Origin of the sequence: Dysgonomonas mossii DSM 22836, assembly GCF_000213575.1 — a bacterium.
Taxonomy (GTDB): domain Bacteria; phylum Bacteroidota; class Bacteroidia; order Bacteroidales; family Dysgonomonadaceae; genus Dysgonomonas; species Dysgonomonas mossii.
This window is the reverse complement of the sequence record NZ_GL892005.1, coordinates 318,041-337,855: the sequence shown is the minus strand read 5'-3', so window position 1 is coordinate 337,855 and position 19,815 is coordinate 318,041. Positions and strand designations below refer to the sequence as shown.

21 protein-coding genes are annotated in these 19,815 nt (G+C 37.1%); 3 read left to right on the top strand and 18 right to left on the bottom strand.

Annotation, left to right across the window (positions count from 1 at the left end):
* Nucleotides 1-11: 11 nt before the first annotated feature.
* The 9 genes from smpB to HMPREF9456_RS05000 form a co-directional block, all read right to left on the bottom strand.
* Nucleotides 12-464, bottom strand: a complete 453-nt coding sequence (gene smpB / locus HMPREF9456_RS05040) for an SsrA-binding protein (RefSeq protein ID WP_006842387.1) — start codon at nucleotides 462-464, stop codon at nucleotides 12-14.
* 218 nt (nucleotides 465-682) lie between these two features.
* On the bottom strand, nucleotides 683-2,086 hold the full coding sequence (gene dnaA / locus HMPREF9456_RS05035) for a chromosomal replication initiator protein DnaA (protein ID WP_006842386.1): 1,404 nt from the start codon (nucleotides 2,084-2,086) through the stop codon (nucleotides 683-685).
* 322 nt (nucleotides 2,087-2,408) lie between these two features.
* Nucleotides 2,409-3,296, bottom strand: a complete 888-nt coding sequence (locus tag HMPREF9456_RS05030; protein WP_006842385.1) for an MlaD family protein — start codon at nucleotides 3,294-3,296, stop codon at nucleotides 2,409-2,411.
* A gap of 38 nt (nucleotides 3,297-3,334) precedes the next feature.
* On the bottom strand, nucleotides 3,335-4,504 hold the full coding sequence (locus tag HMPREF9456_RS05025) for an N-acetylmuramoyl-L-alanine amidase family protein (protein ID WP_006842384.1): 1,170 nt from the start codon (nucleotides 4,502-4,504) through the stop codon (nucleotides 3,335-3,337).
* 24 nt (nucleotides 4,505-4,528) lie between these two features.
* Nucleotides 4,529-5,536, bottom strand: a complete 1,008-nt coding sequence (locus HMPREF9456_RS05020; RefSeq protein ID WP_006842383.1) for a 2-hydroxyacid dehydrogenase — start codon at nucleotides 5,534-5,536, stop codon at nucleotides 4,529-4,531.
* A 252-nt stretch (nucleotides 5,537-5,788) separates the two neighbouring features.
* Nucleotides 5,789-7,318 carry a ribonuclease Y gene (rny, locus tag HMPREF9456_RS05015; protein ID WP_006842382.1) on the bottom strand — a complete coding sequence of 510 codons (1,530 nt, stop codon included), beginning with the start codon at nucleotides 7,316-7,318 and terminating at the stop codon, nucleotides 5,789-5,791.
* 114 nt (nucleotides 7,319-7,432) lie between these two features.
* Nucleotides 7,433-7,738 (bottom strand): cell division protein ZapA, encoded by a 306-nt coding sequence (locus HMPREF9456_RS05010; protein ID WP_006842381.1) that lies wholly within the window; start codon nucleotides 7,736-7,738, stop codon nucleotides 7,433-7,435.
* A gap of 15 nt (nucleotides 7,739-7,753) precedes the next feature.
* Nucleotides 7,754-8,050 (bottom strand): hypothetical protein, encoded by a 297-nt coding sequence (locus tag HMPREF9456_RS05005; RefSeq protein WP_006842380.1) that lies wholly within the window; start codon nucleotides 8,048-8,050, stop codon nucleotides 7,754-7,756.
* A gap of 160 nt (nucleotides 8,051-8,210) precedes the next feature.
* Nucleotides 8,211-8,408 carry a winged helix-turn-helix domain-containing protein gene (locus tag HMPREF9456_RS05000; RefSeq protein ID WP_006842379.1) on the bottom strand — a complete coding sequence of 66 codons (198 nt, stop codon included), beginning with the start codon at nucleotides 8,406-8,408 and terminating at the stop codon, nucleotides 8,211-8,213.
* Between the two features lie 170 nt (nucleotides 8,409-8,578).
* Here HMPREF9456_RS05000 and HMPREF9456_RS04995 point away from each other — a divergent pair, with 170 nt between their 5' ends.
* A complete protein-coding gene (locus HMPREF9456_RS04995; protein ID WP_018074783.1) occupies nucleotides 8,579-9,172 on the top strand; it encodes an RNA polymerase sigma factor in 594 nt (197 codons plus the stop codon).
* Nucleotides 9,169-9,987 carry an energy transducer TonB gene (locus HMPREF9456_RS04990; RefSeq protein ID WP_006842377.1) on the top strand — a complete coding sequence of 273 codons (819 nt, stop codon included), beginning with the start codon at nucleotides 9,169-9,171 and terminating at the stop codon, nucleotides 9,985-9,987. The genes HMPREF9456_RS04995 and HMPREF9456_RS04990 overlap by 4 nt, the downstream gene beginning before the upstream one ends.
* Here HMPREF9456_RS04990 and trmD read toward each other — a convergent pair.
* The 5 genes from trmD to HMPREF9456_RS04965 all read right to left on the bottom strand — a co-directional run bounded on the left by trmD (nucleotide 9,984) and on the right by HMPREF9456_RS04965 (nucleotide 15,387).
* Complete coding sequence (gene trmD / locus HMPREF9456_RS04985; protein ID WP_018074782.1) at nucleotides 9,984-10,667, bottom strand: tRNA (guanosine(37)-N1)-methyltransferase TrmD; 684 nt, start codon at nucleotides 10,665-10,667, stop codon at nucleotides 9,984-9,986. The two genes, HMPREF9456_RS04990 and trmD, sit on opposite strands and share 4 nt — an antisense overlap.
* Before the next feature lie 441 nt (nucleotides 10,668-11,108).
* Nucleotides 11,109-12,020 (bottom strand): EamA family transporter, encoded by a 912-nt coding sequence (locus HMPREF9456_RS04980; protein ID WP_006842375.1) that lies wholly within the window; start codon nucleotides 12,018-12,020, stop codon nucleotides 11,109-11,111.
* A gap of 232 nt (nucleotides 12,021-12,252) precedes the next feature.
* On the bottom strand, nucleotides 12,253-13,017 hold the full coding sequence (locus tag HMPREF9456_RS04975) for an SDR family oxidoreductase (protein WP_006842374.1): 765 nt from the start codon (nucleotides 13,015-13,017) through the stop codon (nucleotides 12,253-12,255).
* A 6-nt stretch (nucleotides 13,018-13,023) separates the two neighbouring features.
* On the bottom strand, nucleotides 13,024-14,298 hold the full coding sequence (locus HMPREF9456_RS04970; RefSeq protein ID WP_006842373.1) for a DUF4468 domain-containing protein: 1,275 nt from the start codon (nucleotides 14,296-14,298) through the stop codon (nucleotides 13,024-13,026).
* A gap of 150 nt (nucleotides 14,299-14,448) precedes the next feature.
* Nucleotides 14,449-15,387, bottom strand: coding sequence for a glucosaminidase domain-containing protein (locus HMPREF9456_RS04965; protein WP_006842372.1), 939 nt, complete (start codon nucleotides 15,385-15,387; stop codon nucleotides 14,449-14,451).
* A gap of 35 nt (nucleotides 15,388-15,422) precedes the next feature.
* On the opposite strand from HMPREF9456_RS04965, the gene cdd reads away from it, so the two are divergent.
* Complete coding sequence (cdd, locus tag HMPREF9456_RS04960; RefSeq protein WP_006842371.1) at nucleotides 15,423-15,905, top strand: cytidine deaminase; 483 nt, start codon at nucleotides 15,423-15,425, stop codon at nucleotides 15,903-15,905.
* Nucleotide 15,906: 1 nt separating this feature from the next.
* On the opposite strand, the gene HMPREF9456_RS04955 is transcribed toward cdd, so the two are convergent.
* The 4 genes from HMPREF9456_RS04955 to metK all read right to left on the bottom strand — a co-directional run bounded on the left by HMPREF9456_RS04955 (nucleotide 15,907) and on the right by metK (nucleotide 19,630).
* Complete coding sequence (locus tag HMPREF9456_RS04955) at nucleotides 15,907-16,605, bottom strand: M48 family metallopeptidase (protein WP_006842370.1); 699 nt, start codon at nucleotides 16,603-16,605, stop codon at nucleotides 15,907-15,909.
* 62 nt (nucleotides 16,606-16,667) lie between these two features.
* Nucleotides 16,668-17,426 carry a uroporphyrinogen-III synthase gene (locus HMPREF9456_RS04950; protein WP_006842369.1) on the bottom strand — a complete coding sequence of 253 codons (759 nt, stop codon included), beginning with the start codon at nucleotides 17,424-17,426 and terminating at the stop codon, nucleotides 16,668-16,670.
* Nucleotides 17,423-18,262, bottom strand: coding sequence for a DUF4271 domain-containing protein (locus HMPREF9456_RS04945; RefSeq protein ID WP_006842368.1), 840 nt, complete (start codon nucleotides 18,260-18,262; stop codon nucleotides 17,423-17,425). Before HMPREF9456_RS04945 ends, HMPREF9456_RS04950 begins: the two co-directional genes overlap by 4 nt.
* 99 nt (nucleotides 18,263-18,361) lie before the next feature.
* Entirely contained in the window at nucleotides 18,362-19,630 is a 1,269-nt protein-coding gene (gene metK / locus HMPREF9456_RS04940) for a methionine adenosyltransferase (protein WP_006842367.1), read from the bottom strand.
* Nucleotides 19,631-19,815: the final 185 nt, after the last annotated feature.

The window sequence follows — 19,815 nt, the reverse complement described above, 5'->3', positions numbered from 1 at the left end:
TACCTATACAATTAATGCTTCATAGCACGATCCATAGCACGTTTATCGTCTTTCTCGCGTAGCGACTGACGTTTATCATATTGTTTTTTACCTCGTGCTACAGCTATATTTACCTTAGCTAAACCCCGCTCGTTTAAGAAAATACGGGTAGGGACGATCGTATACCCTGTTTCTTTTACCAATCGCTGTATTTTTTTCAGCTCCTTCTTATTCAACAAAAGTTTGCGATCACTACGTGCAGCATGATTGTTATACGAACCATAAAAATATTCTGCAATATACATATTACGTACCCACAGCTCATTCTTCTCGAACATACAAAATGTATCCACCAGACTGGCTTTACCAAGACGGATAGATTTTATTTCTGTTCCTGTAAGCACAATGCCGGCAGTATATGTTTCGATAAATTCGTAATCAAAACTTGCACGTTTATTCTTTATATTTATGTTTGATTGATTCATAATTATATAAGCATTCTTATCCAAACTTACAAAAATACTAAATATTAGGCTTAAGTATCTATTTCAACCCGAATATTCTTAGTTGATGTATTCAGAACAGTATAATCTCAAGCGTTGATTATGAAAAAAGGAAAATTTCGATATTGTAAAGTTAGTTTGCGTACACATGATTTTACAGAGAAAACAGAAGCAAAGAAAAAAAGGTTGAATTCTCAAATTCAACCTTTTAATTTCTTTTCTATTTCAGCAACTTCCTCTCGGAACGCTTTATCTACTTCCATTTGCTCTCGTACTGTTCTGCATGCGTGGAGTACCGTCGCATGGTTTTTCTTCCCTATTAGAGAACCGATCTGAGCAAGGGACATTTCTGTATAGCTCTTAGAAAGATACATCGCTACCTGTCTTGCTTGCACTATCTGACGTTTTCTTGAAGCCGTATGAATAAGTTCGCTCTTGATATTGTAGAAATCACAAACAGCAGATTCTATTGTATTAATTGTGATTTTCTTTGCTTCTATCTTCTTTATTGCCTGACCAATAACTCGTCTGGCTAAAGGCAAATCTATCTCTTTGTTATATACCAAAGAGTGAGCCATAATAGAAACAATGATACCCTCTAAGTCACGAGCATTATCTGTAACATTTTCAGCTATATAATCTACTACATCCTCAGGAATAGACAATCCATCGTGTAATATCTTATTCTGAAGGATTTTCAATCTTAACTGCTTGTCGGGATTATCAACTTTAGTAGTTAATCCCCATCTAAAGCGAGTCAGCAATCGTTCTTCAACACCATGTAGCTCCGAAGGAGACTTGTCGCAAGTGAGAATAAGTTGCTTATTGTTTTGATGTAAATGATTGAATATATGAAATAATGTATTCTGCGTTTTCTCTATTCCGGCCAATTCGTGAATATCGTCTATAATAAGGACATCTATGCCCTGATAGAAATTGATAAAATCATTGGTCGTATTATATCGTCCCGCATCTGCATATTGCACTTTAAATAAATGAGCAGATACATATAATACACGTTTCTCCGGATATTGTTCCTTAATGCTATTTCCTATCGCATGACACAAATGCGTTTTACCCACACCTGATGTTCCATGAACAAACAAAGGATTGAAGGCTGTTTTCCCTGGATTTCTTGTTATAGTTTCCCCTGCGGTACGAGCCAGCTTGTTACTTTCTCCTTCAAAAAAGTTATCGAATGTATATTTATTATTCAGTTGCGAATCAAAATCATCCGCTACTACTTTTTGGAATGGATTCGGAACTTTGTTTGTATTCTTTCCTAGTACAATCTTATCTGTAGAAGATTTTGCATCGCCACGATAGTCTACTAATGTATTTGTAGTATTTTCCATAAGTATGCGATATTGCAATATCGTATCGCTACCTATTTCTCTATATAATGTGGCTTTGAGCAAATCAATGAACTTGTCTTCTAAATATTCGTAAAAGAATTGGCTGGGAACTTGTATCGTAAACACCCTGTTTTCGTACGAGAGTGGGACAATAGGCAGAAACCATGTCTTGAAAGCGGCCTCAGTTACATTATCCTGAAAAACCTTCAAACAATTTGACCATAATTTCTGAGCTGACACTTGTTCCATTTACGTTATTTAATATGAATTTGAATATTTATTAATTGCTTCCGAATGTAAATTTCTAAAATATTTTCAATAAAAAAAAGTGGGTATAAATTTGGAATTCGCCACAAGCAAGCATCTCATTTAATATCAACTACTTATAGAGCTTTAACCCAATCAGAGGGGAAGTACCTTCAAAAGCCTATCTAAATCAAGACCTTAGTAGCCAATAATGAAATGTAACAAAATTTTAACAATTCTGAAATATCTCTCAGAAAGCATACGTGTTACACCTTTACAAAAAATAATGTTTTTTGCCTATTTAGAATAATTCTAAATAATGACTTTAAAACACCTTGACATTAATATAACGAGAAGGGTTTTCTTTTACATCTTTAAGAAGCAACGATGCGTTACTCATGGTATTGACAATACTATCATAGAGTTGTCTATCATTCAGCAACAGACCAATAGATCCGTCTTTCGAATTCATTTTTGCTGAAAGATTTTCTAAGCTTTTCACGGTTGCATCAACAGACTTATAAGTAGAAGCCAAATCAATTTGGTTGAATTGTTTCGACATAGTAGCAAAATCGGTTGAAGCCTGACTAAGATTTCCGGTAATTGTAGGCACATCTTTATTTAATGCTCCCATCATTACATTGAGTTGTTTGGTTGTTTTAGCTAAATCTCCTGTTATTTGATTCACATCGGACAAAGATTGAGATAAAGCAGGATTATTGACCAGTACATTTATACCTGTCAATATAGAATCTATCTTTGGCATGAGATTCTGAATCTGAGGGATCATTCCCCCTGCCGCGTCTAACATGCCTTTATTTCGGAAACCGATTATAGTGTCTGAAGAAGAGATAAACTCTGTTTTATTATCACCCTCCTCAACTATAATTGTGGCAGAACCTAACATCGATACATCTAATATCATTTTACTACCTTTGGGTAATTGCACTCCTTTGTTCATATCCAAATAAGTAATGATACGATTTCCGTGTTCTGCATCCAATTTCATAGAAGATACCAAACCGATCGGATAACCGTTTAGAGTTACCGGTGTAGCCTGTGTTAATCCGGCAACATCGTCAAAAACTACCATATACGAATTAGATGGCCTGAACAAGTTAATTCCTTTCAAGAAACTGATTCCGTAATACAATATAAATATTGCAATTACAAAAGCCATGCCTATTTTTACTTCCTTAGATATTTTACCCATAATGTATCTCTATTGTATGTTAGTTAATCCGGTGCTTATTACTTTATACGCTTCCCATTCTTCATTCTTATAACAAATGCATCTTTAAATTTCAACCTTACCTGATTCTGTATCTTTGTTATTTCATTAAAATTGGTAGTTGAACCGTATGTATATCTATACACACTACCATCTTTATAAAAAGACACGGGAGATAATCCCTTCAGAGCCGGTGAATTTCCAGATAACTTGCGAGGCGATACAAGAAACTGCACTCTATATTCTATTTGATCTTTTTCTATTTTTTTATTTGATGACGGAGTATTGTTTCTTACTTCTTCAGAAACTGACACTTGAGATATCCTGTCTTCATTCTGATCGTTCTTAACTGCTATCGTTTCTTCTCCTACATCATCAAAACTAATATCTTCTACTTCTGTAGATTCTACAACTAATTTCCCTTGTTTTTTATCAAAGTCACGTTTGTATTTTCTAAAACCGGAGTAGATAGCCCTAGCCATCGACTGTTGTCCCGATTTTGTTGATAAAAATTGTGCCTCCGATTGATTATTTATAAAACCTAACTCAATCAACACACTCGGAGCACTTGTTTTTCTTAACACCAAAAATCCGGCCTGACGAACTCCTCTATCCACCCGCTTTGCTACATTCCTAAAATCAGACTGAACAAAAGAAGCAAATTGTAGACTTTGCTCCATAAAGGTATTCGTCATGAATTCGAAAATAATATACGATTCGGGCGAATTAGGATCAAAGCCTTCATATTTGGTTTTGTAATTATCTTCTAATAATATTACAGAGTTTTCCCGCTTGGCAACTTGTAGGTTTTCTTCACTACGAGCCAACCCTAGAATATAAGTATCAGCGCCCGATACTGAGGTTGACTTTGCAGCTGTAGAATTGGTGTGAACCGAGATAAATAAATTAGCCTTCGCCTTATTTGCTATATCAGCTCTTCTATCAAGATCTACAAAAACATCTGTCTTTCGCGTATATACAACTTTTACATCTTTATGATTTCGTTCTATCAGTTGGCCTAAAGCTAAGACAACTCCAAGATTTATATCTTTCTCTTTATATCCACCTCTGGTTGCCCCGGTATCTTTTCCTCCGTGTCCGGCATCAATTACTACAACAAATCTTGAGTCTATTGCATAAGTTACATTTGCAATAAAGAGTAAAATAAGAAGACTCAAAACTTTGTTCATAAGGAAATTAATCGATGTATAAAGTTATGCTTTATAAACTACTTGATTTTTAAGTTCTTTGCCTGCAAAGAAATCAGAAATACTATTCATTGTAGTATTTGCGATATTCTCCATTGCCTCCTGAGTAAAGAATGCCTGATGCGAAGTTACTATCACATTGTTAAAAGACAAAAGTCGAGCCAATACATCATCTGTCATCACAGCATCAGAGTGGTCTTCGTAGAAGTATGCTCCTTCTTCTTCATATACATCTAATCCGGCATAGCCAATCTTTCGGCTTAACAATCCATCAATCAAATGTCTTGTATGAATCAACTTTCCTCTACCTGTATTAACAATCATCACGCCGTCTTTCATTTTCTTGATAGACTCATCGCAAATAAGATACTCTGTTTCTTTTGTTAATGGACAATGTAAAGTAATTATATTAGAATTGGCATATAGCTCATCCAAAGTAACATATTTAATACCTTCTGCTTCGGCAAAAGCATTATCAGGATATAGATCATAAGCCAGCACATTCATTCCTAAACCTTTGAACAAACCTATAGCGACCTTACCAATCTTGCCTGTACCGATTACACCGACAGTCTTTCCGTACATATCAAAACCTTCGAACCCGACAAGAGAAAAGTTTCCGTCGCGTGTTCGTAAAAAAGCACGATGAACTTTGCGGTTAAGGCAAAGCATCAAAGCCAAAGTATGTTCAGCAATAGCATGCGGAGAATAATCGGGTACACGTACTACTTTTACTCCATGCTTTTCAGCAGCCAAAATATCTACATTATTGAAACCGGCACAACGTAATGCTATCAGATTAATTCCATATGATTTCAATTTTGCTACAACGTCTGAATCAACGACAGCATTAACAAAAATACATACAGCATCTGCACCGTTAGCCAGCACAACATTATTTATATCGAGATGTTCTTTGTGATATGTTAGTTCGAATCCATATTTTTCATTTACTCTATCAAAAGTAACTCTGTCATATGGTTTTGCATCAAAAACTGCGATTTTGTACGCCATGATTTTATTTTTTTATTTCTTATAACACTAAGTCACAAAAGTAAACAAAATAACTTTTATCCTCAAAACTATCATTGAGCTATTTGTTTTACAGTATTACATTTAAAATATTTTTCACATATACCCCACTCATTAGTCAATCCTGCTATACAATCAGAAAGTATATATAACTAGCCCGCCACCCCGCAACACTCTAAAAACAACAAAGGGAGCGAAAAAGCTCCCTTCATTTATAATCTTAAGTCTAATTTATTATTTAGCGTAACTTACTGCACGGGTTTCACGAATGACAGTGATTTTCACTTGTCCCGGATAAGTCATCTCATCCTGAATACGTTTAGCGATATCTGCAGACAGTTTTTCAGTTTCCACATCATCAATCTTATCTGCTCCAACTATAACTCTCAACTCACGACCAGCCTGAATAGCATAAGTTTTCAATACGCCCGGATACGAAAGAGCTAATTGCTCCAGATCATTCAAACGTTTGATATAAGCCTCAACAATTTCGCGACGAGCACCCGGACGAGCACCGGATATCGCATCACAAACCTGCACGATCGGTGCCAATAAGCTTGTCATTTCCACTTCATCGTGGTGAGATCCTATCGCGTTACAAACGTCGGCTTTTTCTTTATATTTTTCAGCCAACTTCATACCAAGCAAAGCGTGTGGAAGTTCCGGTTCATCATCTGGAACTTTACCTATATCGTGTAACAATCCGGCTCTCTTTGCTTTTTTAACATTCAGTCCTAGCTCGGATGCCATAATCGCACAAAGATTAGCAGTTTCACGAGCATGCTGCAACAGGTTCTGCCCATAAGATGAACGATACTTCATCTTACCAACTAAGCGTATCAACTCTGGGTGCAAACCGTGTATGCCTAAGTCAATAGTTGTACGTTTTCCTGTTTCTATTATTTCTTCTTCGATTTGCTTTCTCACTTTGGCTACAACCTCCTCGATACGTGCCGGGTGAATACGTCCGTCTGCAACCAACTGGTGCAAAGCCAAACGTGCAACCTCACGTCTCACTGGATCAAATCCTGAAAGGACAATTGCTTCGGGAGTATCATCTACTACGATTTCAATCCCTGTAGCAGCCTCTAATGCACGAATATTACGTCCTTCACGTCCGATTATACGACCTTTTATTTCGTCAGACTCTATATGGAATACTGTTATGGCATTTTCAATTGCAGTCTCTGTTGCCACACGCTGAATAGATTGGATAACAATCTTCTTCGCTTCTTTATTGGCTGTCATTTTAGCCTCTTCCATTATCTCACTGATATAAGACTGAGCATGAGACTGAGCCTCATCTTTCAAAGCTTCTACCAGTTTTTCCTTCACTTCTTCTGCCGACAATCCCGACAACGCCTCAAGCCTTTCCACCTCTTGCTTGTGAAGCTTATCCAGATCTTGCTTTTTCTTATCTATCACCTCTAATTGAGCCTCTAGATTCGTTTTGATTGTATCTACCTCGCTACGCTTGCGTTGAAGCTCTTCCTGCTTCTGGGTCAAACTTAATTCTCGTTGCTTAATCTTAGCCTCAGCAGCTTGCAGTTTCGAGTTCCTACTATTCACTTGCTTTTCAAATTCAGACTTCATCTGTAAGGCCTGCTCTTTTACTTCAAGTAGTTTATTTTTCTTGATCACCTCTGCTTCTTGTTCCGCCTCTTTTACTTGACGTTTGAATTTTGAATTCGCCATAAAATTCAAAACCACCCAAGTCAGTATTGCTCCAACAAGAAAGGTAATTCCATACAATAATATATCCATATTCTATTTTTCTTTGATAAAAACTTATATTCAATAAACAAAAAAACACCAACCCAAATATGAAACTTATCTCATATCTGAAATTAGTGCTTTATATATCATCAATTTAAAACTTTACTTTACCTGCGCTTTCAAATATTCATCCAGTTCATTTGTCAAACTCTGGATTCTATGCTCGAAAGTTTCGGCTCGCAGTTGATGTTCAACTTTCTCTGCCACTGCCTGAATTGATGTCATTGCCATATAGTCGACATCCCTCAACGGCTGAGTAGAAACTCCTGTAAAATAATTTTTATATTGTACTAACTTATAATCTATTTCGTCTGCAGCTCTACGATAAACTTCCTCATCTCTACGTTTTATACGAAGAGGGTATCTCATATCAGCCACTCGTAGATTAATAATTAAATGCTCATCCATAACATCATTTTTCTTTTACGCTTTCAGCATGGTGATACATTTATCTACATCTCGCACTAATTTCGACAATCGTTTTTTAGCATTCATCCTCTCCTCTGGGTCTGCTGATGAAAAAGATTTTGCAAACTTCAAATTGTCATATTTAGCATTTAACGCATCCAACTTTAATGATAATGCTTCTATCGCTGTTTCTTTTTGCTTCAATTCCTGCTTCATCTGTGCATTTTCCTCTTTAAGCATATCACAGAGATAGATTAACTGCCTCATTCTTATCTCAAACTCGGCAAGAAGTTTTTCATCATTTTCAGTCATATAATAGCCAAAATGCTACACAAAAATAGATAATACCAACGAATTAACAAAATTATTACGCTCCTTAATTATTGAAAAATACATTATACCGAAAAAAAACAAAGAGGGGCACTTACTATATGTAATAAGCACCCCTCTTTTGTAAGCTTGTTTAGGTCTTTCAAAGCAAAACGACTTGCAAGTCGTCCTTTAATTCGTTAAACGCAATTTTCCCTTCTCTGGCTAGCCAGCCAAGAGCTGCATACATGTCTTTTTCTGTAAGTTTGCAGGCTTTCTTGATCTCCTTTAAAGATTTACTACCTTCCGCATCAAGATAAGTCCAAATGATCCCTGCATTTGTTCCAATTTTTTCTTTCATAATGGGTGTAAGTTAAAAAATTAAACTCATCATTAATTATCACTTACAAAAATACATAAAATTAACTACCCCAGCAATTTAATATTACATTTATTAGCAAATAGATAATATTATGGCAAAATAGTTAAACGGATCATTTATTTGGATTTTAACCAAATTCTTGTAGTTTTGTGATAAAAATAATTGCCTTGCGTTTTTTTAATCTGCATAAGAGAAAGGAGTATAGTGACGAAGAGCTTTTGTCACTTTTTAAGGATACGAGTAAAGCTGAATACTTCCAACAGCTTTACGAACGCTACATACCTCTCATTTATGGGTTGTGCCTGAAGTATCTGCAAAACACCGAACAATCGCAAGACGCTGTAATAGATATATTTGAGAATCTCTCACAGAAAATACAAGGCTATGAAATAAAGATTTTCAAGAATTGGTTGTATAGTGTTGTTAAAAATCATTGTTTTCACATTTTAAAAGAAAATAAAAGAGAAATTATAGTAAATTTCGACTCTCAACTTATGGAATCCGAGCCTATTTTGGATCTATTAAGCGAGAATGCGAATGAAGATAAAGAAGATGCATTGAACAAATGCTTGGAGCAGCTTCCCGAGCCTCAGCGCATATCTGTGGAGAAGTTCTTCTACGAAGACAAATCCTATGCTGAGATCGTAGATGAAACTGGATTTCATCTGAAGAGCGTAAAAAGTTATATACAAAACGGAAAAAGGAATTTAAAAATCTGCATTGAGAAAAACCTGAAAGAATGAATTTTTTAGATTACATAAAAGGACAAAGAAAAGGTATTGATGCTCATCGGATCGAAAAAGATTCGATGAAAGATCCGTTTATGTATGAGGCGATAGAAGGTTTCGACAATATCGACGATGATCACTTGGCAAGTATCAACAATATACACGAACGCCTGAATGCCAAAACAAAAACAATCAAGAAACATCATCCTATATGGCAAAGTGTAGCGGCGGCAGCTGTTGTGATTTTTGCTATAGTCGGATATATGATTATCGGATACCATGAGTCTAACGACCTACAGGCACAAGACAAAGGTATGAGTTCTATTATCAACATATACGTACCTGAGGAATACTATGTAGAGAATATAGTTGTAATAGCAAAACACAATACCGAAGCAACCAAAACATATAAGCCCAACATAAGCAAGTTCAGACTAGACAAAGAGGAGTCTATCAATACCGAAGCTCTGACTGTACTATCCGAGCAAGAAGACAATGGCATGATAGAGGTTTATGCACCCGAGAACTTCAGAGACGAAGCAAATACTTCTCTTACGATAAAGAAGGGGAAACCTGAGCCAATAGGTGGATATGACAGATATAATGCTTACTTAAAAACGGCAATGCGCCGACCTACCGACGATTCGTGCAAAGACAGGAAAGGTAAAGTAGCCATTGAATTCTCGGTTGACGAACACGGACGTCCATATCTATTTGAAGTAAAACAAAGTCTTTGCGGAACTTGTGACAATGAAGCCATTCGCCTGATACAAAACGGAGCCAAATGGACTCCGGGTACTGAGCGTGTTATGGTAAGGGTAATGTTCTAATCTTTTTTCTCTAGCAAATCAGGACGCAAACGTTCGGTGCGCTCCATAGCCTGCTGCAAACGCCATTCATCCACCTTAGCCTGATGTCCCGATAACAAAATATCAGGCACACGCCAACCCTTATATTCTGCAGGACGTGTATAAACCGGCGGAGCCAATAAATTATCCTGAAAAGAATCGGACAAAGCAGATTGCTCATCTCCTATTGCACCGGGTAAAAGTCGAACAATGGCATCAGCCATCACAGCAGCAGCCAATTCTCCTCCCGTAAGGACATAATCACCTATAGATATTTCGCGGGTTATCAGATGTTCACGCACGCGATAGTCGATGCCTTTGTAATGCCCACACAGGATAATAATATTGTTATACGACGACATTTGGTTTGCTATCCTCTGGTCAAACACTTCTCCATCGGGTGAAGTATAGATCACTTCATCGTACACTCGTTGCTCTTTGAGTGCTGAGATAGCATTGTCAATCGGCTCTATCTGCATCACCATACCGGCTTCGCCCCCGAAAGGATAATCATCCACACGTCGGTGTTTGTTCGTTGTATAATCACGAAGATTGTGAACAACTATTTCTACTAAGTTTTTGTCTTGAGCTCTCTTAAGAATAGAACAATCCAAAAGACCTGTAAACATTTCAGGCAAAACACTTATTATATCTATGCGCATACTTATAGTAAAATGAATTGCAAAGGTAGAGTTTTCTTTCAATTAATAAATAAGAGCCCGGGATATAACTAAAAAGGTGACAAACACGCAAAACAACACAACACAGACAATCAATACATTACAGACAAAAGGTGACAAAAGTGACACTTTTTAAGTTGTTTTTATTTGTCACTTTTTCTTCTTTCGAAGAAGTCAATAATAATGAATACTATACGTTGTTCTCATGCTTTAGGAACGAAGCAAGAAACTCCGTGTTAATCTTTTTACTCTGAGGTTAAAAAGAATAGATGGGAACGAATGCGAGAACAATTCGTTTTTATGAACTAATAAATCAAAGAGCGTTTATAATAGATAATCTTTTTCATATAAATTATAAACTCTCATTGTTACTTTTTAGCTACAGTGCACCTGATTAAACATATATCTGATCAGTTATGACACTCAACCGCTTATTCCTTTTGTTCTAATATTTGTAGCCACTATAGCCGACAAAATGAGGGCTACTCCGAGCCAGCGAAGTGCATCTACCGATTCTTGCAATATAAACGCCGAAGATGATATTGCGACAGGCAACTCGACAGCACTAAGGATTGCACCTATCGAGACACCCACACGGGGCATGCCCATCGAAAAGAAAAGAGGAGGAACTACCGTACCCAACAGAGCCAACGCCAGCCCCCAAAAGACCAATCCACCAAAATATATACCATTAAAGAAGAATAATGGAGGAAAAATTATCCATGTAATAACACACGATCCGGTAATCATCAAAGCACTCTTTTTCAGTACGGGCTGATCGTTACCTACACGTCCGCTTGTCATCAAGAAAATAGCATAACTAGTAGCCGCCAGCAAGCCGAAAACGACTCCTTTCAGGTTCAACATGATCTCCTGACTAAATATTCCACCGGCAAGCAGTGTCCCTATCAAAACAATGCCAAGTAGAAGCAATTGCTTACGTCCGGGTTTCTTCCCGAAAACAACAGCTTCTATCAGCATGCTTATCCAGAGATATTGCATTAGTAATATAATAGCGACCGAAGCAGGCAACAATTTCACACATTGGTAATAGAATATACCGACCAGCCCCGTAAAGGTTCCGGCAACGACTATTTTCCACCATTTAGTATTAGGTTGAGTATTATCAATCGTTTCTTTTTTATCACCTTTCTTTACCGATTTGGAAATGAAATACAATAGCCATAAAATGACCATTCCCGAGAAAGATTGCGTTCCTGTGATTTCGCCGAGTGTGTAACCTTCGGCATATGCAAATTTTACGATAGTGGAAAGTAGTCCGAAGCTTGCAGCTCCAATAAACACTAACAATCCGCCTTTTATTCTTTGATCCATTATTTATGTTAAGTTCTAAATCATTATACCTCAGAGGTAGGCACAAAAAAAGGAATACCCTTTTCGGATACCCCCTCCATTTACATTTTCGTTCGCATACAATAAACTCAAGACTTATTATATACGCTTTGGTACTGCAAAATTACAATATTTATTTCTTCATGCAAAACACATCGGAAAGTTTATATATTTCTTTACAACAAGAAACTACGCCTTTTATGCTCTGCTCTTCCTACTTCTCCTTTTTATGGAACATATTCCCTGTAGCTTGTGCCGTAGGCATCACCAGCATATCCTGGATATCCACATGCGTAGGTTGTGATATGGCAAAATAAACAGATTCCGCAATATCGTCGGCAACCAGATTCTCATAACCTGTATATACCTGATCGGCACGTCCTTTGTCTCCTTTGAAGCGAACTAACGAGAATTCCGTTTCCACAGCTCCTGGACAAATCTGAGTTACTCGAATATTATAAGGTAGCAGATCCATACGCATACCTTGATGCAATGCATTCACTGCATACTTAGTCGCACAATATACAGCACCATTCGGATAAACAGCCTTTCCGGCAATAGACCCTATATTGATTATATGTCCCGAACAACGTTCTACCATAGCCGGAGTAACCACCCGAGTAACATACAACAAACCTTTGACATTTGTATCTATCATTCTTTCCCAGTCGTCAACTTCGCCTTTGTAAATTGGGTCTAACCCCACAGCAAGCCCCGCATTATTGACAAGGACATCGATGTTTTTCCATTTTTCGGGAAGGTTGCCCAAAGCAGCCTCTACCTCATCGTATTTTCTTACATCAAAGCATAGAGGGAGAACCGTAGAACCATAGTTTATGCTTATTTCTTTATCCAGTTCTTCTAATTTATCCTTTCTTCGTCCGGTAATAATAAGGTTGTACCCTTCCTTGCCCAGCCGCAAAGCGATTGCTTTGCCCAAACCGGATGTAGCACCGGTTATTAATGCTATTTTTTTCATCTAAGTTTATTTAATCCAAACATTCAATATTTCACCGATATACATTTTATGATATCCGCTTTTACTCCAATCTTTATTCGGTAAAGATTTATCAACTACAGCTTCGGGCGTAATTGGCTGCGCTACTATTTTCTTACATTCAAAGATCATCCAAGCTTCAGCAAATGCTGTAGCACCTGATGGAGTCTTGATAGGTGTCAATCCCGATCCTTTTATTTTATCTGTAGTACGCCCACTTACCGAACCGCAATATCGCATAGCATCTTTATACGCTTCAGTATAAAACGATATCGTATAAGTTTCTCCTTTATCCATTGTTTCTACCGAGTAGCGTGAAGGGTTAAGGAAACAGAATGAGACGGGCTTTTCCCAGAAAGCACCAAGTCCGCCCCACGAGGCAGTCATCACATTCATTTGATCGGCAGTACCCGAAGTGATCAATGTCCAATCTCCTAACAGTTTAATAATATTGCCCGGTATTTTATCGGGCGTTATCTGCCTGAATCCTTCCATCGCAGCAACCCCTCCAGCGGCAATCGTTTGCGGGGCATTATTAGATGTTATCGGAATCGATGCCGCAACCTGAACAGGATCGGGTATAGATTGAGCGGCTACAGACACTTCTACCGGACTTTCTTTTTGTGGTACTGAAGGAGCTGAATAAGTTTTCGCCTCTGCTTGCAATGAAGTTGTTGCGCCTGTTGTATTAATACCGTTCAGATAAATGTCTATAGATTTGTATATGCTATTTACAGAATCGATAGTATGTATTCTGAATTTATCATAATAGCGATTTAGTTTATCTCCTTTTTTGTTGAGAGCTATTTTGTCGGAGATCATCTCCTCTGCCGGAAGCAGTTTTTTACTATCAGAATAGCTGTATTTTATATTTCGCAGCGTTACCTCACATGCTCCATCTTTCGTTTCCAAAATCAGCTGATAAATCATCTTAGCACGATCGAGCACAAGAGAACTTCGCTTAAACTCAAGATATTTCTCTCCAAGACATGCGATCATTTTATCGTCAGCCTTACTTAACAGAACCCGATTATTCAAATCTTTCTCATCAGTCTGTACATTATCATAGTTGTTTGTTGCCCATTTTTCCATCAATGAAAAAAGCTGTTCGTCGGAGATTTGCCCCTTTACAGGTATCTTCTTCGAAAAAACAATCTTACCATCCACTTCGGGTACAGCTCCTACAAGATATTTCGGGTTGTCTTGTGCACTTACTACCAAAGAGAAAACTGCACATAAAAAAAACAGAAGACTATTTTTCATTTTATCAGAGTTATTATGTTATATACCATAAAAGTAGTATAATTTCAGAAACAAGGCAATAGAATATTAAAACAAAAAAATGGTATCGACTGATTACTGTTGATACCATTTTTGTCTATATTTATTCTTTTCTTTCCTGTATTATAAAATTTATCTTAGTTTTAAGACATCTCCTTCGGTAGGGACATATTCAAAATCTTTTTTGTTCATTTTGTACAAGTTTTTCACCTTGATGCCATACAACTGAGAAATACTGTACATAGACTCTCCCACCTGAACTTCGTGCTCATAATATGGTTTATCGGCTTTCGATTTTTTCTTTTCAAAATAAACCAAATCGCCTGCCTTTAAAGGAAATCCTTCAGGTACTTCATTGTATTTATACAAGTCTTTTGGCTTAAAATCAAATTCACCCGCAATACCCTCGTATGTATCACCCGCCTCTGCTATCACATAAACCAAATTGTGTGTTTTATATGGAATATGACGATATTCTTTATTTCTTACCTGAGTCTCTTCTATTTCTCTTATTTTCTCCTTGGAGAATCCTCTTTTATCGTGTTGGTAAAGCTCATAATCTTCAATTAGCTTTATCAATTTGTTCGCATAAGCTTTATCGGTTGCATAGCCTGCTTGCTGCAATCCCTTAGCCCATCCCCTATAATCGGTAATCTCTAAAGCAAATAGGCTTTTATATCGTGGCTTATCGGCTAGAAATCTGGAATGATCTTCAAAAGAGTCTTCAGCTCTCTTATATTTTCTGAAACAGTCATTCGGAGTATCATCCGCTTGATAGACTTTTCCTCCTGTCCAATCGTTGTGACACTTAATACCAAAGTGATTATTCGAATTTTTAGTCAAAGCACTTTTACCCGCACCTGATTCTAACAACCCCTGAGCGAGCGTTATACTTGCCGGAATTTTATATTTTCTCATGTGATCTACAGCTATGCCTTTGTAAGTCTCAATATACTCATCGTATATCTTGTATCGTTTTGCCTGAGAATAGGCAGATGTGGCAGACAGAAAAACAAGTACAGAAAGGATAATAAATTTGAGAGATATATCCGAGCTATTTGCTTTTTTCATATATTTAGAAGTATTTTATTTGTAACAGTAATAAAATGGAAAATTTAAATTTAACAACAAAGATACTCGTTTACACCTTTGAAGAGGCTACCGAAAGTATAAAAAAACTTATAATAGAGGCTAAGGTGGCTGCAGAGAAGGCGTATGCACCCTATTCAGGCTTCCATGTAGGAGCGGCAGTTCTTCTTTCCAATGGAAAAATTGTTACGGGCAACAATCAGGAAAATGCGGCTTACCCTTCAGGCTTATGCGCCGAACGGGTCGCTATATTTTATGCAAATGCACAATATCCGGAGGCTTCAGTGGAAGCGATTGCAGTTGCCGCTTGTCATGACGGAGCCTTTACGGCAAACCCTTGCAGCCCGTGTGGTGGTTGCAGGCAAGTTTTGTTAGAAACAGAGAACAGACACAATTCCCCAATGAGAGTAATATTGTACGGTGAAAATAAAATCTATGAATTAAAATCTGCCAAAGCACTTCTTCCTGTAGGATTTGGTAAAGAATCGCTAGACGACTAACTTATAACATTGTTTTATGGTCTTTTAGAGCCTTTGTCAACTCTTTTGCTTTATCATCCGAGACTTTATCCAGCAATTGCCAAAAACGTTCTCCATGATTCATTTCTACCGTATGGCACAGTTCGTGCAAGATTACAAAATCCACAAGATGCTCAGGTAAGAGCATACAGTAGAACGACAAGTTTATTGTCTTCTTTGACGAACAACTCCCCCATCGAGTACGACTTTTATTAATCTTTACTTCGGTATATTTAAAACCATATCTTTCTGCAAACAATTTCACTTTTGCCGGAAATAGCCTGTTTGCCTCATAGCGAAGGGCTTTTTCTACAAATCCTTTTATTGTCGATTGAACCGTTGAGTCATTGTAGTCTGTACCAGCCGGACATGAGATGGATAGTATGCCTTCCTTCAGACTCATATAATAATTCTTGGTCGATGTTCCGGTAATCAGCCTCAAGCTAAAACTAAAAGTCTTAAATTCTATATCAGGAGTAAATAAAATACGAGTAGTCTTTTTTTCGACTAACGACATCAGACGAGGCTTCATATCACGAATAGTCTTCTCCACAAAGGACATACTTACTGATGGTGGATATGTAAGTTGTAGGTAGTCGTCCTTTTTTCGAACGATTATCCTTTTGGCTCTTGCATTCTTAACAAGCCTTATTTCTCCCAAATCTTTATCTACAATAACCATCAGAAATGATATAAAAAAAGCTTAACCCAAAAGTTAAGCTTTATATTTTATTTGCTTCAAACCTATTTGGCTTTATGATTTTCCTTTATAAACGCTTCTAATGCAGCCGTCATAGATGGCATACCGGGAAGCGGAGCTTCACAATCGAGCCTCAAGCCCGCATCGCGAACAGCTTTTGCTGTAGCAGTACCAAAACAGCCGATAGCCCTCTCTCCTTGCTCGAAATTAGGCACGTTCTTAAATAATGAAACGATACCTGCGGGAGTAAAGAATATAAGCATATCGTAAGATAATATCTCAGACTCGGTTATTTCATTACTCACAGTTCTGTACATGACTGATTTTGTATAATCAACTTTTTTCTCGTCCAATACTGCCGTAAGGTCTTCTGTATGTACATCCGATACTGGTACAATAAATTTTTCTTTGTTGTGTTTTGTTAAAGCTGTTGCCAAACCATCCATCTTACCTGTTGCACTAAAGAATATCTTGCGCTTTCTGTACACAATATATTTTTGCAGATACAAAGCTACTGCTTCTGATATACAAAAATATTTCATTGTTTCGGGCATTGTTACTCTAAGTTCCTCACACAGAGAGAAGAAATGATCTATTGCAATCCTTGCTGTAAAAACTACTGCTGTGTAATCTTGTATATTAATACGCTGTTGCCTAAACTCCTTTACGTCAATCCCATCTACACGGATAAACGGACGAAAATCCATTTGCACATGATATTTTTCGGCAATATCAAAGTAAGGCGATTTCTCTGTTGTCGGAGCAGGTTGAGAGATTAATATCTTCTTTACTTTCAAGGTCATAATAGTGTGTTAAATACGTCGGTTCTATATAATTGAATCAATCCTATCGATAAATACACATAAGGTAATATTTCAAAGGTGCAAAGGTAGGCAATCAAATACAAAAAGTTAAATTTTTGACCAATAAAAAAGACTATTATTTGATAAAAAAGTGTTATTTGAACAATTAGGAACAATATTAATATAAGTATTAATATCTCAATATGATAAAAATTAGAATAAATCAAGAGCAAAGTAGGTAGAAAATATAGTATCCCCAATACTTCGATAGACACCATATGCATTCTTCGCCACGAATTCATTGCTTTCTTCTGATTAAAGATATAACCTATCAGTTTGTAAATAAAATCTTTGATTCCAAAAAACAGAGCTATAACAACGATAAATGTAACAATAGTCAGAAAAGCTTTACTATTGCTCTGTACGAAAGATTCATACTCTACAAAAACATCATAAATACATATCGCAGACAAAACAACAGATTGGAAAATAAGGAAATAACTATATATCATCTCCCTCGAAGTCGTCTGATTATGTATCCTTGATGCCTTTAGAGGAGTAAAGAGATAGGAAATACTTTCTTTCAAAAAAGATAACCCACCACTATATATATATGTAAAAAGAAATAAGCATAAAAGCAACAGGCAAAAAATACCATCTACTTGCTCCAAATTGAAAGGCAGAAGATCGCCGGAATATCTTACAACATCACCAATGCTATCCTGATGAGCAGAATATAATTGTTTCTTAGTCATATCCACAATCTCGCCTTCCACAGGATTTAATGAAAAACGATGAATATAGACTGTATCCTGCAACAAGACACTATCTTTCATTACACTTAAGTATGGCACTGTATCGTTAATCAAAGCTCTTATGTACTTGAAAGCACATACTTGTCATATTGCAGATCAAGCATGTGCTATATTATTATCTTACAGATTAAACTCCTTTTTTATCACATCTACATAGTCTAGCTTCTCCCATGTAAACAACTCTACTTCGCGAGTTATTCCCTGAGGATTGTAGCGTGACTGAAAATGCTTCGTAACAGTTTCCGGCTCACGACCCATATGTCCATAAGCAGCAGTCTCGGCATAGATAGGGTTCCGCAATTTCAAGCGTTGCTCGATTGCTTTTGGTCTCATGTCGAACAGCTTCTCTACTTTCACGGCTATCTCTCCATCCGAAAGATTTACTGTACCCTTACCATATGTATTTACATAAATATTCATAGGCTTGGCAACACCAATCGCATACGATACCTGAACAAGGATTTCGGAAGACACACCGGCAGCGACAAGGTTTTTCGCAATGTGGCGTGCCGCATACGCAGCCGAACGGTCTACCTTTGAAGGATCCTTACCTGAAAAAGCACCACCACCATGTGCTCCTTTCCCACCATAAGTATCAACTATGATTTTACGTCCGGTCAGGCCGGTATCTCCATGAGGCCCTCCTATAACAAAACGTCCGGTAGGATTTACATGATAAGTAATATCAGTTGTAAAGAGCTTCGTAATATCATCTCTAAACTTATATTTCTCCTTCACACGAGGTATAAGGATCTTGATAACATCTTCTTTTATTTTAGATTGCATTACCTCGTCGTCAGCAAAATCATCATGCTGAGTAGAAATAACAATTGTATCTATCCTCAAAGGTATACCATTATCATCATACTCGATCGTTACCTGCGATTTTGCATCAGGACGAAGGTATGGCATCAAATGCAATTCATTTTTGCGTATAGCGGCTAATTCTCTCAACAATGCATGAGACAAGTCTAGTGCTAATGGCATATAATTGTCTGTCTCGTTTGTTGCGTAGCCAAACATCATACCTTGATCTCCCGCTCCCTGATCCATCGGATCGGATTTACCATCAACACCTCTGTTGATGTCATCGGATTGCTCATGTATGGCAGACAGTACTCCGCAAGATTGAGCCTCAAACTGGTATTCACTTTTGGTATAACCTATACGCTCAATCACTTTACGTGCCGTTTCGGGAATATCAATATATGCTTTTGATTTTACTTCTCCTGCCAAAACTACCTGTCCGGTAGTTACCAATGTTTCGCATGCGACCTTCGATTCAGCATCATAGGCCAAGAATTCGTCCAATAAGGAGTCTGATATCTGATCTGCCACTTTATCAGGGTGACCTTCTGATACAGATTCAGATGTAAATAAATAACTCATAAATATTGTTTTACTGTAATAAAAAACAGGAAGACATGTATGATAATGCAGTGCAGAAAATGGTTTAGCATTTTTTCATGTGGTTGCAATCAATACAAATCTATCCACTTAATTAAGTGCAAAGATACATCTTTTTCTCAATTTAAAATTATTCTATATAAAAAAACAGTCTGGATCAAATTTGA

What these genes read in the sequence shown, in the direction of transcription:
- smpB (WP_006842387.1), bottom strand. Translation starts at nt 464, where the DNA reads ATGAATCAATCAAACATAAATATAAAGAATAAACGTGCAAGTTTTGAT.
- dnaA (WP_006842386.1), bottom strand. Translation starts at nt 2,086, where the DNA reads ATGGAACAAGTGTCAGCTCAGAAATTATGGTCAAATTGTTTGAAGGTT.
- HMPREF9456_RS05030 (WP_006842385.1), bottom strand. Translation starts at nt 3,296, where the DNA reads ATGGGTAAAATATCTAAGGAAGTAAAAATAGGCATGGCTTTTGTAATT.
- HMPREF9456_RS05025 (WP_006842384.1), bottom strand. Translation starts at nt 4,504, where the DNA reads ATGAACAAAGTTTTGAGTCTTCTTATTTTACTCTTTATTGCAAATGTA.
- HMPREF9456_RS05020 (WP_006842383.1), bottom strand. Translation starts at nt 5,536, where the DNA reads ATGGCGTACAAAATCGCAGTTTTTGATGCAAAACCATATGACAGAGTT.
- rny (WP_006842382.1), bottom strand. Translation starts at nt 7,318, where the DNA reads ATGGATATATTATTGTATGGAATTACCTTTCTTGTTGGAGCAATACTG.
- HMPREF9456_RS05010 (WP_006842381.1), bottom strand. Translation starts at nt 7,738, where the DNA reads ATGGATGAGCATTTAATTATTAATCTACGAGTGGCTGATATGAGATAC.
- HMPREF9456_RS05005 (WP_006842380.1), bottom strand. Translation starts at nt 8,050, where the DNA reads ATGACTGAAAATGATGAAAAACTTCTTGCCGAGTTTGAGATAAGAATG.
- HMPREF9456_RS05000 (WP_006842379.1), bottom strand. Translation starts at nt 8,408, where the DNA reads ATGAAAGAAAAAATTGGAACAAATGCAGGGATCATTTGGACTTATCTT.
- HMPREF9456_RS04990 (WP_006842377.1), top strand. Translation starts at nt 9,169, where the DNA reads ATGAATTTTTTAGATTACATAAAAGGACAAAGAAAAGGTATTGATGCT.
- trmD (WP_018074782.1), bottom strand. Translation starts at nt 10,667, where the DNA reads ATGCGCATAGATATAATAAGTGTTTTGCCTGAAATGTTTACAGGTCTT.
- HMPREF9456_RS04980 (WP_006842375.1), bottom strand. Translation starts at nt 12,020, where the DNA reads ATGGATCAAAGAATAAAAGGCGGATTGTTAGTGTTTATTGGAGCTGCA.
- HMPREF9456_RS04975 (WP_006842374.1), bottom strand. Translation starts at nt 13,017, where the DNA reads ATGAAAAAAATAGCATTAATAACCGGTGCTACATCCGGTTTGGGCAAA.
- HMPREF9456_RS04970 (WP_006842373.1), bottom strand. Translation starts at nt 14,298, where the DNA reads ATGAAAAATAGTCTTCTGTTTTTTTTATGTGCAGTTTTCTCTTTGGTA.
- HMPREF9456_RS04965 (WP_006842372.1), bottom strand. Translation starts at nt 15,387, where the DNA reads ATGAAAAAAGCAAATAGCTCGGATATATCTCTCAAATTTATTATCCTT.
- cdd (WP_006842371.1), top strand. Translation starts at nt 15,423, where the DNA reads ATGGAAAATTTAAATTTAACAACAAAGATACTCGTTTACACCTTTGAA.
- HMPREF9456_RS04955 (WP_006842370.1), bottom strand. Translation starts at nt 16,605, where the DNA reads ATGGTTATTGTAGATAAAGATTTGGGAGAAATAAGGCTTGTTAAGAAT.
- HMPREF9456_RS04950 (WP_006842369.1), bottom strand. Translation starts at nt 17,426, where the DNA reads ATGACCTTGAAAGTAAAGAAGATATTAATCTCTCAACCTGCTCCGACA.
- HMPREF9456_RS04945 (WP_006842368.1), bottom strand. Translation starts at nt 18,262, where the DNA reads ATGAAAGATAGTGTCTTGTTGCAGGATACAGTCTATATTCATCGTTTT.
- metK (WP_006842367.1), bottom strand. Translation starts at nt 19,630, where the DNA reads ATGAGTTATTTATTTACATCTGAATCTGTATCAGAAGGTCACCCTGAT.